This is a genomic window from Metabacillus malikii (assembly GCF_030813355.1).
Lineage (GTDB): Bacteria > Bacillota > Bacilli > Bacillales > Bacillaceae > Metabacillus > Metabacillus malikii.
The window spans coordinates 1-13,322 of record NZ_JAUSUD010000036.1 but is presented as its reverse complement, the minus strand read 5'-3'; the positions used below and the strand labels follow the sequence as shown (position 1 = coordinate 13,322).

Sequence of the window (13,322 nt, the reverse complement as noted above, 5' to 3'; positions counted from 1 at the left end):
GAATCTTTTGCGGTAGCCCTGTCTTTACTCATTGAATTCGAAAATGCGATTATAAGTAATTTTTTTTTTCAAACTGACAATCTTGAAGGAACCATTCGTTAAATCATTACATTTAGTTAACATAACTCTATTATCATAAACTGAATAATAAATTCGATCGATTTATTGTCTCTATCCTACGTCTTGAAATGAAATGTACTTGTATGGGTACAACACAATTACGTTCTAAATAACTTGATGTATAAAAGAATTGAGTAAATTGTTGAATTCTTCATAGTTATCATAATTCGCGTTATGAGATGCATTAGGAATAATTTCTAACCTGAACCCTGTCTTTGCAGCCCAGGCCTGACAGTATTGCTTCACATATCCTGTACGGTCATTTTCTCCAAAAGTAATTAAGACTGGACAAGTAAAATGAACTTCATTGTTGATTTTTAAAAACTCTTCATATACGGCACTAGTTGCTTTTAACATATCTTTTTTTCCTAAATTAATTAATGATTTGTACATACTTGCTCTTGCTTCTTTTGTTTCAGTTATCGCTTTTGCACCTGCCCTGCAATAGAACCGATAAGGGTATAGCCGTGCAATAGTGGAGTAATGTTTTAGCCAAAACAACTCCGATTTTTTGTAATAATACTTACCGAACGGGGTAGTGCCTACACCTATAAACCCTATTACTTTGTTACCATTTTCTTCGATAAAAGACTGTGCGATATAGCCTCCTGCTGACTGCCCTACTACTACGATCCTGTTTAGATTCTCTTGTTCAAGGATAGTTAGCAGCTCTCTATTTACATTTGCAAAAGAAAAATTCTTATATGGTCTTGATTTACCGTGTAAAGGAATGTCCCATGTTATTAACTTATATTCAGTCGATAGGTGTTCAATTTGTTTTGTAAACAGGGTGTGATCTGCTGTTAATCCATGACAAAAGACTATCGCAAAATCTTGTTGTGATTTAAAGTCGTTCGTCCAGTAATAGACTGGTCCATTTGCTGATTGAACCCTTTTTTCAATCATTTTCGATCCCTCCTACAAAATTGGTTTCTACGTCTTATTTATGTTTGTATTTTACGTGGATTACAACTTTTGAACATATTATGATAACTAGTGTTATGGTGAAGTTGCTACTATGCGAGTTTAGAATAGTGAAACCGGATGAATCTATAAATGTTCACCAAAAAATGTTCACTCATTGTCACGGAAACTAGTAAAACGATTTCATCTAGACAATTGTATGCAATTCAATACATATTTTCTTAGTTAAAAGTAAAATATATAGAAAAAGAAGTAAGGAGCTAAACATGTTAAATATACTAATTCGGATGGTGTGTATACTAAGCTGGTCTACCGTTTATCTATTACCAAAGAAATCCTTGAAGAGATTCTTTCCAGTGACAGTTGTAGCAGGATTATTTACAGTACTAAATGTCCTTATTGGTACCCATTATCATTTTTGGGATGAAACGGGTATATCAAAAAAAAGAATGTGGAACCATTTAGCCCTTGTTCTCGGGCCATTCGCAGTAGGAAACATTTGGATATTCCACTTTTCTTACGGTAGATTTGGATTGTATATATTGATTAACCTGCTAAACAATCTTCTTTACGCTTTAGGAATAATTCCTCTACTTGAAAAAGCAAATTATTTAAGGTATGTAAAATTTACTGGCTTTCATCATATCATTCTTACAATGTTTGAGTCATTATTGTTATACGGTTATCAAAAGTTGTTTGATAAGCCGTCTGCAATGTTTATGAAAAGGGGATTAAAATTTTAACGTTCTGCTATTTAACAACCTTCAAAAATAAACTGATGGCGTACATAACCTTTTTTAAGCATCCACTTCATTTAGCTACACAGGACAGGTCACTGTAATAAGTGGCCATTTTGCGCATCATGGAATAGTTAAAACATTAGGTTAATTATAATCAACAACTCAGCTTGGCTAGTGTCATGAATGATAGTTCTTTACAGTATTTCGTTAATTTACTTAAGGGAATTAAAAAAGGCTGCCTTAGCAACCTACCTTTTTAATGAGAAACCTATGTTATTGGTGCAACCTTGTTATAATCAAGTAATTGCATCTTTTTCACCTCGTTATGAGCTCAAAGAATTGCCAATTTATTGTATTATTTGTTTACATTCTGTAATCAGTCTTTAAATCTTACACTATAAAATCTCATTGCCTTTGGGACACCTTCAATTTCAAAAACGCCACTTGTGATTAGATGACGAACTCGATACTCAATATATACATCACCAATATACTGGTCTAAATAACCAATGACCTCACCTATTAGGCGTGCGGACTTTAAAAATTCTTGTTTGTTTCGCGATTTATATAGCTTTTTCGCTTTATTGATTATATAGTCATCGTAATAGTCATCAGATACACTCTTAATTTTATTATTTTCCCATATTCTTAGTACCTCGTCTGTAGAAGATAGTTCGTTCCAATCCTCTTCAAGCTCTTTTCGTTGCTCTTGGCTTATTGGTGGGTTTTTCCTCGCTTCTTCATAAATGACTGTTAATCTTTCAGATGCAATTTCGCCAGTATGTAATGGGTAACAATCGGTGTCTGGAATATTGTATTTGTTTTTAAATTGCTTCGTTGTATTGATTATCGAAATATCAAACTCTTTTTCCTTTAGTAAATAAAGAACATATCTTAACGCGGTCTGTTCGTGAGCGTTTTCTCCAACCCAAATGATAATTGGTGTTCGTGTAGGAATTGAGTCAATCATTGAGGTTGTCTGCTTGAAATGTTGTATGTATTCATCGAGGTCATCACCTTCATAATTCAGGTGGTTTTTTATCCATTGGTACCGTTTGTTCAGACCCGCGTCATCGTGTAATTGTGAGATTGGACCAGTCGAAAACTTATCTGAGAATGAAATGACCTTTTCCTCATTCTCTAATTTCATTTCTTTTAATGCTTGTTTTAGGCTACCTGCTGCAGAATCACCGAAAAGGATATGTAAAACTTTATATGGTTCATTAATTTTCTCATTAGCTTGGCTTTGTTTATAATTCACAAAGTCATGGTATGTTTGTCTTAAATCGCTGACAAATTCAACTTCAGTATAATGCGTCTTCTCTTCAAGCATACTCGTTCGTAGCAAAATGAGAAATAGAAGTGATTTTGCTTCTTCCTCAGTCGTGTCTTTAATGATTGCTTTTAGTTCTTTAATCAATTTAATGCCTCCTTCAATATAACATTACCATCAAAACTCAATTTATATCTTCTGTTTCTAAGCGAACCTATTCTCTTCGTAGCTCCAACTTAGCTTTTTTGATAATTGCCTGTATAAAAGGTTCTTTTTTCTTTGTGTATGTTGCTCTATCAAACTGATAGTTAGAGGCAAGTTCCTGTTTTAATGTTGCATACTCATCGGCGACTTGTGAGTGTGTTCTGAGATAATCACGAAATAGTAGTTTTTCCATCCATTCATTGCTATTAAACTTACATATATGAAGATGACAAGTCCCCTTTCCCCATCTTCCTTTTCGAAAAAACTTTCTCTCTGTAAACTCAGGTTTTGGTACATATTCATATTCGATTTTGCTTAATGGGGCAATGAAGTGTGTAACTTCAGCTAATTCGTGTACACCTATCATGATGTCAATAATCGGTTTAGCTTGCATACCTCTTATAGAGGTGCTGCCAATATGTTGAATTGCAATAACCTTATCACCAATTACTTCTACAATTCTATCTTTCTCATATTCATATTGTACTTCCCATTTAGGGTTATAATCATGAAGATGAACGGTCGGTTTTTGCATTATCATCCCACCATATAAGAGATTGTTCTATTCTAATATAGCGAAGGGAATTGTAAATTAGAGAGACATTTGGAAATGGTGGCACGTAATATCTAGTCCGCTTTTCAGGTAAAAGCGATGTGCATCATGTCGATGTACACCTGAATCTAGATGAAATTGCTCACAATGGTATTCCTTTGCTTTATTTAGTAGCCATTCCCATAAAATGTTTGCATATCCTTGTCGGCGGCTTGTTTCGTCTGTAATTAAATCATCGACATAGAAATATTTCCCCCATGCTAATGATTCAGTAATTCGATATCCAGCTGCTGCTTTGACTGTTTTATCTTCAATAATTGCCACTATGTTATACCCATGAGTATCCTGCATGCGCTGTACTTTTTCAATAAATAGTTCTTCGGTTAAGTGTGGTCGCAGTTGTTTAAATACGTGAAAAGTGGATTTGATTTCGGCATCTGTTATCATGATTTTTACAGTATGGTGCAATCCCGTTCCCCCCTAGATTTTACGATGATATCTATTAATCATCACTATTTTTGTTCAAGTTACCTGCTCTCTACTTGTATATAATAAGGCGGTACCAACTTTGTATAGTAACGAGGCCTGTTGAGTAGAACAAACTTTTCTATAAAAGCTACATAGTGTTATATACGGACTTCTTCAATAATGGAGCTTCCTTCAGTTCCTTCAGCATCTAACCATTGCCACTTTTCATGAAGTCTAATTCTTCCGTCTAGTAAGATTTCAGGTATGGAAACACATTTTCCTCCTCTAATCTCATGCTTAATATTCACGTGGTTGTATCTAAATTTTAAGTGACCATTTTCCTCAACAAGTCCAATTAATGTCCCTTTGATAATTTCTCCGCCACTGTATGTAGCTGAGATGATGGTGCCTTCTTGCTTGTATTCGAAAATTGTTTTTGAGGATACCTCTCCATTGTCTGTATTTTCAATTGAAACAAAGTGACGTCCGTTATAATTAATCATATTTTCCTCCAGTTATTGTTTCTGACTTGAACTTCTTTACTACTCTTTATTTAAGTTGAAGAAAAGTTGATGATTTACAATTATCTATGTTTTATCTATATATCTTCTATGAGAATTCAAAATATATAATCTACTTAAAGTTTTTTTATATTTACGATTTCATCCTCTACAATTTGATACTCTTCGTTTTCTTTATCTGTTAGGATGTAAAAGAATACCTTGTCTTCATACTTAAAATCCATATTCTCAAGGATTGTACCGATAAAGGTTCTATCCTCAACTTCAATATAATATCTTTCGTTTTCTTCAATTTCTATATTTCTATCTTGTACCTGTAACTTGATTTTTTTCATTTTATAGTATCACCTGATTAAAACTGTATTTTAGAAATTTTGGAAAGATAGTCCTACTCAGCTGTATAGCTATTGGAAAATGATTTGATTAGACTGTTAAATCTCAAAAATAGAAATAGTATTGCACTAATCATATGAAAATTGTATTTATTTATCGTTTTCTTCATAATGCATTTCGTTTCTTGATACTATGTAATGGGAAATCTGTCAACTTTTAAGGATAATTTGTCAACTTTCTAAAAAAATCTCTCAACTTTCGAAGAAAATCTCTCATTTGACAAATTTCGTCAATTGGGTTCCAAACATTTTAGGCATTATAATCTACTTCTTAGTGGTGCCTTTCGTAGTTTCTAATACGTCTATCCCTGTCCACCTATCTGTAAAACTTCTCTTCCCCTTTGTAAAGAAAAACAATATCCCATCTATACATAGGTAGATTATGTAAATGAAAATAAGTATAGATAAGTACTTATAGTCGATTTGATTTGCTAAATGATAAGCATATATAAATATAAATAGACCTGCTAGTCCGTTTCTTATAAACCACCATATGAATAATCGAAATTTATTGGTACTTTCTATTTGTAGACCATTCATTTTGTAACCCCTTGTAAAGGTTGATTTGAATATTGTTCCTAGTGATATCACAAAAAACACGAAAGCACCCAATAGAAGTATTCCATTCATGATTCCTATTAAAATTAGATTCCATGTATCTTCGTAACTTGCAACGAAAGGTAAGAATAGTAACGCGATTACGGCTACAAAGAGAAATGGTAGGATTGAAAGAACGGTACAGATTGCTAATGTTATTAAGGAATCAAGTACATATGCAACTATTCGTTTTTTTACCACGTAATCACCTCCTGTTCATTATATAATGAGGATTGGATAAATAGGCTATTCAACTATTTGGATGTGAAATAGAAAACGAGCGCTATCTTGTTCGAGTATTGCGCGCGATTATGAAACTTTATTTTTGTACTGTTCAGCAGAGAGTCTTCTTTAGATGAATTTCTTGAAAACTATACTTTCGTATTCCTAAAAACACGCAATATGCTATTCATTAAGCAAAAAGAAGATTTCTATAAAACTATAATAGGAACCAGGATGACTTTCGCTGATTCCTATCATACGGCCTAAGCCTTATTCGTAAATAATTCTAATAAATCCTGGGCACTATGTACTTCTTTATCAGGTTTATAAGTAGCATGTTCCGGTATAGCTTTCTTACGATGGTTCATCCAGATCGCTTGCCAGCCTGCTTGTTTTGCTCCGATTATATCCTTTTCAAAGTTATCCCCGATATAAACAGTTTTAGCTTGGTCAAGGTCCAGTTTCTGTTCAATATAATCAAATACTTCTCTTTTCGGTTTTGCATGACCTATCGTACCAGAAATGAACGTCATCTCTTCCGGAATCCAACGACTTAGGCCTAGCTGTTTTATTTTCATTGCCTGATGTTTTTCTTCCCCATTTGTAAGAATTCCAAGCCTTTTCTCCTCTTTATAAAGGATATGTAGTAGTTGTTCGACTTCCGGAAACAAGGTAATGTTGTTTTGTTCAGTTACATATGTTTCATGAAAAATAGTTGCTTTTTCGATATCTATTGGGATATTTAAATCGTTACAGGCAGCAATAATTCGTCCGGTTTGCCATTCAAATTGAGTTATATCACCTGCTTCACTTTGATCAAATAAAATCTCGCTATGCTTACGACTAGCTTTATATAATTGATCGATTTCTTCGTCTGAAAATGGCTCTTGAAAAAGCTTTCGCACTGTTTTATGAAAAGATTGTGCTTGGTCGTATAGTGTATCATCGACATCAAAAATTATTGTATCCATTCTCATAGCCCTCCTTCTATTATGATGATAACACTTATATATCATCAAGAGAAAGCAGAGAGTCAACTAACTACTCCCTTTATCTGGTTAAACAATTAAAAAACACCACCTAGTCTAATAAGTCGGAAAGGTGTTGTTTTTGTTCATCTATCCATTAGTTCAATAAAAAGACTTAATATTGAGGTTATCTATGTGATGAAACAGCTTACTTGTTTTTTGTTTCTTTTACCTTTTGCGTACTCAGGACATAACTAATGATGGCTGCAATACTACAAACATACGGAAGGAAAGGGTATCCCCAATTATATATAACATAACCACCAATGATTGAACCAATCGTAATACCAATATACAGAGCGGTATTATTCCAGGCCATTACGACCCCTCGCTCCTTAGGGTATTCATCTGCTAATCGTGCTTGGTATGATGTAAAGCCTGCATATCCAACCAAAGCCCATATGAACAGAAAGAAATAAATCCAATCTCCAGATGAGAAGAATATTCCTAAACAAAAGAAGATGAGAGACAAAATCATTAGCATCGAATTCGAAATCTTCCGTGCTCCAAACCTGTCTGTAAATCGTCCACTTAGTAGACTTCCAAAAACAGCACCAATACCATAAAAAGTAACAGCTAATGCATTTTCTAATGATGAGAATCTATTTTCAGAATAAAGAGCCGCACCTAAGTAAACATAAAGAGCATACATTGAAATCGCCCAAACGGTGGTAACACTAACTGAACCAAGTATTCTTACCAGTTTTCCTTTTAATCGATTGCTAGACGTAACACGTTTAGGAACATATTTCCACGTTTTGAAATTTACTACTGCCAATATAGTCCCTAAAATAGCCATTACAACAAATACAGAACGCCAACCAAGGAACTGCTCTAGTAACGTCCCGACTGATGCCCCTGCCCAGAGAGCTGTTAAATGCCCTGAAACAACAATTGAAAGCCAAGTTCCCCTCCGATTTGTTGGTGCAATATCCCCAATAATCGCATAGATTACTGGGGTAATCGCAGCAACCGACACACCAGCTAAAATTCGACTAATGATTAACCAGGTAAATGAGGGTGAAAAAGCAGTTAAGATATTAGAGAAGGAAAATAACAATAACCCAAACGTAATAAAAATCCCTCTTCCATTTTTATCTGACAACCAACCGATGAACGGTGCTACAAGAGCATATGTTACAGCAAAAACAGTTACCATCCACCCTGTTGTCGCAGAATTAACATGATATGCTTCCGAAATGAACGGTAGTAATGGAGACACTACAAATAAATCCGTACCAATAAGAAACAACGTTAGCCAACCAACAGTTAAACGAACTCTCCCTTGTAAGTCCATTCTGACACCTATTTCCACTTTTTGTGATATGTATATTCCTTAGAGCCATAAAAAGGACTTATTTTTCTGTAAACTACAAGTTATCCTATTATTTATAGTTGGGTAACACAACTATAAATACCGTACTTAAAATTGGAAGTCATCTCAATCATTCTTCAAATCTTATATAATAGCATTTTAAAAGCTCTATAAAATCTTTACTGTAAAAATATAGGTTAAAACCTATTTATTAATAACAATCGACAATTTATAGCTAACATAATGACTTAAGCCCTTCAAAAATTCATCTAATACTTCATTGGATGGGAATTTGCATTCAAGAAGATAACAACTTTCACCACTGATTTTGTAGTTATTTATGACGTATTTCCCCTGGTCTTTAACGAACGATAGATAAGGTTGGTGATTTGTATTTTTCGTATAAATATGTATGATGGCGTGAACAACAAGCCCCACTTTTTCTTGATTTACGTTTATTGTGTATCCCTCGATAATGCCATTATCTTCTAACTTCGCTACTCTTGCTGAAGTAGCTGGTCCTGTTAGATGGACTTTCTCGCCTAATTCTTTCATTGTAATCCGACTGTTCTTCGTAAGAATATCTAAAATTTGCATATCTGTTTTATCTAACATTTTTAAACTCCTTTCAAATGTAAAGTAAAACGGCTAAAAGACTTTATTTAATCTATGTATCGGTTATAGAACATAATATACACTATAAATTGTTCAAAAGATATTTCTAAGAAGGAGTTCATGATAATGAAAATAAATCACATTCGTAATGCAACAATTGTTCTAGAGTATGCCGGGAAAAGGTTTCTAATCGACCCAATGCTATCAGCTAAAGGTACGTACCCTCCTTTTCCAAACTCTCCAAGGCAAGATCAACATAATCCCTTGGTAGAGCTGCCAACTACGATTGATACGATTATTAATGGTATTGATGCAGTTATCGTAACGCACCTCCATTATGACCATTGGGATGAAGCTGCCAAGGAAGCTCTGCCAAAAGAAATCAAAGTGTTTACGCAAAATGAAGAAGATGCAACAGAAATTCGTCAAGCTGGTTTCAGTAATGTAGAGATTTTACATGAGGACACAGTATTTGAAGGAATACAGTTAATCAAAACAAAAGGCGAGCACGGTAGAGGAGAAATCTTAAAACTCGCTGGGTCTGTATGTGGGGTAGTATTGAAACATCCAACAGAGAAAACGTTATATGTTGCAGGAGATACTGTTTGGTATGAAGAGGTCCAAACAGTAATTGAGACGAACAAACCAGAAGTCATCGTTGTAAATGCTGGAGATAATCAATTTTTACAAGGTGGTTCGCTTGTCATGGGAAAGGACGACGTCTATGAAGTTTACAAGGCTGCTCCAGAAGCAAAAATTATGTGCGTACACATGGAAGCCGTTAACCATTGGGCCTTGTCTAGAGAAGAATTAAAAGGTTTTATTAGCGAAAAACAAATAACATCCAATGTGTTAGTACCAAATGATGGTGAAGCTTTTACATTTTAAAAGCCAACAGATATTTGAATGACTAGTTATACGTTTCTATGAAAAAATGAAACAAGTAAATATCATTAGCAAATTGACCCATTTGGGGTCTTTTTTTAGTTATTCTACTTTGAATCAATTAAACACCGTCAGATTAGTACTTAATACATCCCCCCTTATCGCTTTACCAATACGGATAACTCTCCCTCAAAAACTCTTTCTTCTTTATTATTGAAAGTAGATAATAAGACGGTGACGATTCCTGATTCTTTCTTTGTAGTTTTCTTATCAATGACTTCAACTTTAATCGATAATTCATCTCCAGGGTAAACTGGCTTCATAAATTTAATGTTGTTCATTTGTGTTCCAGCGATTACATCATTACCATACACGCCCTCTTCCACCCAAAGCTTGAATGAAACCGCTAGCGTATGGATACCAGAAGCGATGATTCCATTAAATCTTCCCTCATTCGCTTTTGCCTCATCCAAATGCATATACTGCGGGTCAAATTCTCCTGCAAACCTTAAAATATCCTCTTTTGTTAATTTCAATGTTTTCGTTTGAAACACCTGTCCAATTGTAAACTCATCATACTTCATTATTGCACCTCTATTTATTTGTTTAGAACTTTAAGTATCACATACAATCTTACAATATTAAAGATGTCGATTTTCTTGTATTAATTATTTGTTTTTCTCTTTGTAACTAACTGTATCTCTTTCAATTAATCGAGAAGATAATTCCTTATTAGTTAAATCACTTTGTACCGCCTGTAGAAAAAGGCTTCTCCCCATTTCTAAAAGAGGAATTTCAATCGTTGTTATGTTCATCATTTTAGCGATTGGCTGATTGTCAAAACCGATAATGGACAGTTGATTCGGTATGGAAATCCCATGAGTTTGGCAACTGACCACGATTCCTGCTGCAACTTGATCACTTGTAACTAACAACGCTGTAGGTGGTGTCTTCATTTTTTTTAGGCGGTTAATCGCTTTTTCGCCATCCTCAAAATATAGACATTCATCAATGATATAATCGGGTTGATATGACAATTGATATTTCGTATGAAAGTCTCGGTAGGCCTTCTCCCGATACTGGCTATTAGTACCAGATTTACGAGCAATAACATAACCAATTCTTTGATGGCCTTTTTTATATAAGTATTCCAGTGCGTTATAGAAGATTTTATAGTGATTCACATATGTGGATGACACTTGACGATCTTTTACATCTTCACATAAAACAATTGATCCATACGGTAAATATTCCTCGATGGTAGACCAATCAGATGATCTAGAGCATATGATTAATGAATCAATCTGCTTTTGTTTTAGCATACGTAATGCTCCTAATTCTCTGCATTCCTTATAATCGGTCTGAAATAACACCAAATGGTAGTTTTGTTCCAACGCTTGCTGGGCGATTCCCTTTAATAATTTTGAAAAATAAGGATGGTCTGAGTAAGGGAGAACCACTCCAATTAGTTGCGTTTTTCCCTTACTTAAATGTACGGCATTGATATTTTGTTGATAATTACTCGCTTTTATCGCTGCTAAGACAGCATTTTTCTTTTCTTCACTGACGTATGGATGATGATTTAATACACGGGAAACCGTCGTGACTGACACACCCGCCATTTTTGCAAGGTCTTTAATATTGGTCATACTCTCACCTTATTATATCTTTTTTCAATTTTGTTCTGTGAACGATCATTCTATCTTACTTTACCATTAGACCCGATGAAATAGTCTTCAAAGGTTTGAAATTTTCTAACATCCAGTGATTGCCCTGAAGCCTTCAAACAAACATAAGCTGAGATATAGATAACAAGGCAAAGGAAAAGGATTGCCAACATGGATGATCTCCTCGCTTTCTCCTATTTGTTTAGAATATAATTGATGAAACGCGTTTCAGGTCAATCCCTAATTTAAAAAAGAACTGATTCTTATCAGTCCTTAGTTGCTTTTCATACAATAAACATATCTTTATACATTTATAACGGTTATAGTGATGCTGTTTTCAATATCTTTCTTGTTTTTGTGATAAGTTACTTTATAATAGAAATATACGGAAATTCATATTTTTATGAAAGGTATAAATATAAGCTAATCGCAACAAGGTGGTGGAATTTCATATGTTTACAAGAAAAAAATCTGCTCATGTAGAGTCTAAGCAACTATCTCTTATCTATTTAATAATAGGTGGATGTTTAATCTTTGGTAATCTCATCATTGTCTATTTTGAAGGTATAAGTACTAGCTTCTATTTATCAACTGTTTCAGGAGTACTATTTATGGTAAATGGTGTATTTATTAGAGTAAAGGGAGCAAAAGATAGTAGTAATTAATCGTGATAAACCCTTTAATCCTAACACGTCAACCTTATTTAAAAAGCCTCAAAAGGAAAAGTCAATTCTTGCTCTTCACCCGATAGTTCAATTGTCACTTCTATTAATACTAACAGATAGTTTAAAAAACATAAATTAACCTCTTTTCCTTCCAATGTAAAGTAAGTGAGAGGATATTCCAAGAATATAGGGGTCATTTGCCTTTTCAATAAGCAATTTTATAATTTTATCAAATTCTTTTTCTCCCTTGTTTCTCCAGTAATCCCAATTCTCATCATTTAAAATAGCCCCAATATTTGAACCAATTAATTCTAGGCTTTCAAAACCTTGTGCTTCCATAAATGGTTTGATTTCTTCTATATCGAAGTAATAAGCACCGGTAAAACGACCTTCGTCCTGATGGTTAAAACATCCTGTTTGTGAAAATTGATTAATAGTATCTAGATTATTATTTGGTTTCCACTTTTCGGGATATAAAAGGGAAGTTAAGATATGTCTGATTCTAGGCATAAACGCCACGAAAACAAGTCCATTTGTTTTCGTAACCCTATGTAGCTCTTTTACAGCCTTGATACGGTCAAGTTCTTCCTGCAAATGATACATCGGACCAAGCATTAATGTAGCATCAAATTGGTCATCATTAAGCATAGTAAGTTCTCTTGCATCAGCAGCAAAAAAATCGTTAAATTGTCCCACCACACCAAGTTCTTTTGCTCTATTTTCAGCTAACTCAACAAGTTTTGGTGTTAAATCAGTCAATGTTACCTGATATCCTTCTTTAGCCAGTTCCATCGAATATCTACCTGGTCCTGAACCATTATCTAAAATCGTTCCCGTCTCCGGTAAGTGTTTTTTTATAAAGTGCCAATTTACTTTGAATTCAATTGGTTCTCTATCAAGTCGTCCCCATTCATCGAATGTATTGTAATAATTAATGATGTTACTCATGAACTCACCTACATTCTATTAATTTAACTGATTTTCTTAAGAAAACGTAATATTCATCTTTTTTGAACTAATTTTAATCTTTAGTTTAAGAATAGAGTAGGCGCATGAATTACTCATGCGCCTCTCACAGATCCGTACGTGCGGGTCTTCGCATACGGCTCCTCCATGTTTATCCCCTTTGGAGA

General features: G+C 34.2%; 16 protein-coding genes. 3 read left to right on the top strand and 13 right to left on the bottom strand.

All coding sequences use genetic code 11. The features are described 5' to 3' along the window. Positions 1-225 precede the first annotated feature (225 nt). Positions 226-1,026, bottom strand: a complete 801-nt coding sequence (locus J2S19_RS21915; protein ID WP_307346498.1) for an alpha/beta fold hydrolase — start codon at positions 1,024-1,026, stop codon at positions 226-228. A gap of 284 nt (positions 1,027-1,310) precedes the next feature. On the opposite strand from J2S19_RS21915, the gene J2S19_RS21910 reads away from it, so the two are divergent. After that, entirely contained in the window at positions 1,311-1,787 is a 477-nt protein-coding gene (locus tag J2S19_RS21910) for a hypothetical protein (protein ID WP_307346495.1), read from the top strand. A 373-nt stretch (positions 1,788-2,160) separates the two neighbouring features. Here the strand turns inward: J2S19_RS21910 and J2S19_RS21905 are convergent, their stop codons facing one another. The 9 genes from J2S19_RS21905 to J2S19_RS21865 form a co-directional block, all read right to left on the bottom strand. Beyond that, positions 2,161-3,204: a DUF1835 domain-containing protein gene (locus J2S19_RS21905; RefSeq protein WP_307346492.1), complete on the bottom strand. Its 1,044-nt coding sequence runs from the start codon at positions 3,202-3,204 to the stop codon at positions 2,161-2,163. A gap of 67 nt (positions 3,205-3,271) precedes the next feature. Further along, positions 3,272-3,796, bottom strand: coding sequence for a GrpB family protein (locus J2S19_RS21900; RefSeq protein WP_307346489.1), 525 nt, complete (start codon positions 3,794-3,796; stop codon positions 3,272-3,274). A gap of 57 nt (positions 3,797-3,853) precedes the next feature. Continuing rightward, positions 3,854-4,282: a GNAT family N-acetyltransferase gene (locus J2S19_RS21895; RefSeq protein WP_307346486.1), complete on the bottom strand. Its 429-nt coding sequence runs from the start codon at positions 4,280-4,282 to the stop codon at positions 3,854-3,856. A 158-nt stretch (positions 4,283-4,440) separates the two neighbouring features. Beyond that, entirely contained in the window at positions 4,441-4,785 is a 345-nt protein-coding gene (locus J2S19_RS21890; RefSeq protein WP_307346484.1) for an avidin-fold protein, read from the bottom strand. A 134-nt stretch (positions 4,786-4,919) separates the two neighbouring features. After that, on the bottom strand, positions 4,920-5,138 hold the full coding sequence (locus tag J2S19_RS21885) for a hypothetical protein (protein ID WP_307346482.1): 219 nt from the start codon (positions 5,136-5,138) through the stop codon (positions 4,920-4,922). Between the two features lie 321 nt (positions 5,139-5,459). Beyond that, complete coding sequence (locus tag J2S19_RS21880; RefSeq protein WP_307346479.1) at positions 5,460-5,993, bottom strand: RDD family protein; 534 nt, start codon at positions 5,991-5,993, stop codon at positions 5,460-5,462. 284 nt (positions 5,994-6,277) lie between these two features. After that, positions 6,278-6,985 (bottom strand): HAD family hydrolase, encoded by a 708-nt coding sequence (locus J2S19_RS21875; RefSeq protein ID WP_307346474.1) that lies wholly within the window; start codon positions 6,983-6,985, stop codon positions 6,278-6,280. 205 nt (positions 6,986-7,190) lie between these two features. Continuing rightward, positions 7,191-8,339 carry an MFS transporter gene (locus J2S19_RS21870; RefSeq protein ID WP_307346471.1) on the bottom strand — a complete coding sequence of 383 codons (1,149 nt, stop codon included), beginning with the start codon at positions 8,337-8,339 and terminating at the stop codon, positions 7,191-7,193. 222 nt (positions 8,340-8,561) lie between these two features. Continuing rightward, positions 8,562-8,972, bottom strand: coding sequence for an Lrp/AsnC family transcriptional regulator (locus tag J2S19_RS21865; protein WP_307346469.1), 411 nt, complete (start codon positions 8,970-8,972; stop codon positions 8,562-8,564). 126 nt (positions 8,973-9,098) lie between these two features. On the opposite strand from J2S19_RS21865, the gene J2S19_RS21860 reads away from it, so the two are divergent. Beyond that, positions 9,099-9,860, top strand: coding sequence for an MBL fold metallo-hydrolase (locus tag J2S19_RS21860; protein ID WP_307346466.1), 762 nt, complete (start codon positions 9,099-9,101; stop codon positions 9,858-9,860). A 155-nt stretch (positions 9,861-10,015) separates the two neighbouring features. Here the strand turns inward: J2S19_RS21860 and J2S19_RS21855 are convergent, their stop codons facing one another. Both J2S19_RS21855 and J2S19_RS21850 read right to left on the bottom strand, forming a co-directional pair. After that, positions 10,016-10,441, bottom strand: coding sequence for a MaoC family dehydratase (locus tag J2S19_RS21855; RefSeq protein ID WP_307346463.1), 426 nt, complete (start codon positions 10,439-10,441; stop codon positions 10,016-10,018). A gap of 84 nt (positions 10,442-10,525) precedes the next feature. After that, on the bottom strand, positions 10,526-11,506 hold the full coding sequence (locus J2S19_RS21850) for a LacI family DNA-binding transcriptional regulator (RefSeq protein WP_307346460.1): 981 nt from the start codon (positions 11,504-11,506) through the stop codon (positions 10,526-10,528). A gap of 470 nt (positions 11,507-11,976) precedes the next feature. On the opposite strand from J2S19_RS21850, the gene J2S19_RS21845 reads away from it, so the two are divergent. Next, the gene (locus J2S19_RS21845; RefSeq protein WP_307346458.1) at positions 11,977-12,189 is read left to right on the top strand and encodes a hypothetical protein; all 213 of its coding nucleotides are present in this window, start codon (positions 11,977-11,979) and stop codon (positions 12,187-12,189) included. Between the two features lie 135 nt (positions 12,190-12,324). On the opposite strand, the gene J2S19_RS21840 is transcribed toward J2S19_RS21845, so the two are convergent. After that, positions 12,325-13,137, bottom strand: a complete 813-nt coding sequence (locus tag J2S19_RS21840; protein WP_307346456.1) for a class I SAM-dependent methyltransferase — start codon at positions 13,135-13,137, stop codon at positions 12,325-12,327. Positions 13,138-13,322: the final 185 nt, after the last annotated feature.

Excerpts from the sequence above, each read along its gene's own strand:
- J2S19_RS21870 (WP_307346471.1), bottom strand. The coding sequence starts at position 8,339 with ATGGACTTACAAGGGAGAGTTCGTTTAACTGTTGGTTGGCTAACGTTG.
- J2S19_RS21840 (WP_307346456.1), bottom strand. The coding sequence starts at position 13,137 with ATGAGTAACATCATTAATTATTACAATACATTCGATGAATGGGGACGA.
- J2S19_RS21845 (WP_307346458.1), top strand. The coding sequence starts at position 11,977 with ATGTTTACAAGAAAAAAATCTGCTCATGTAGAGTCTAAGCAACTATCT.
- J2S19_RS21860 (WP_307346466.1), top strand. The coding sequence starts at position 9,099 with ATGAAAATAAATCACATTCGTAATGCAACAATTGTTCTAGAGTATGCC.
- J2S19_RS21865 (WP_307346469.1), bottom strand. The coding sequence starts at position 8,972 with ATGTTAGATAAAACAGATATGCAAATTTTAGATATTCTTACGAAGAAC.
- J2S19_RS21885 (WP_307346482.1), bottom strand. The coding sequence starts at position 5,138 with ATGAAAAAAATCAAGTTACAGGTACAAGATAGAAATATAGAAATTGAA.
- J2S19_RS21890 (WP_307346484.1), bottom strand. The coding sequence starts at position 4,785 with ATGATTAATTATAACGGACGTCACTTTGTTTCAATTGAAAATACAGAC.
- J2S19_RS21910 (WP_307346495.1), top strand. The coding sequence starts at position 1,311 with ATGTTAAATATACTAATTCGGATGGTGTGTATACTAAGCTGGTCTACC.
- J2S19_RS21855 (WP_307346463.1), bottom strand. The coding sequence starts at position 10,441 with ATGAAGTATGATGAGTTTACAATTGGACAGGTGTTTCAAACGAAAACA.
- J2S19_RS21875 (WP_307346474.1), bottom strand. The coding sequence starts at position 6,985 with ATGGATACAATAATTTTTGATGTCGATGATACACTATACGACCAAGCA.
- J2S19_RS21900 (WP_307346489.1), bottom strand. The coding sequence starts at position 3,796 with ATGCAAAAACCGACCGTTCATCTTCATGATTATAACCCTAAATGGGAA.
- J2S19_RS21850 (WP_307346460.1), bottom strand. The coding sequence starts at position 11,506 with ATGACCAATATTAAAGACCTTGCAAAAATGGCGGGTGTGTCAGTCACG.
- J2S19_RS21915 (WP_307346498.1), bottom strand. The coding sequence starts at position 1,026 with ATGATTGAAAAAAGGGTTCAATCAGCAAATGGACCAGTCTATTACTGG.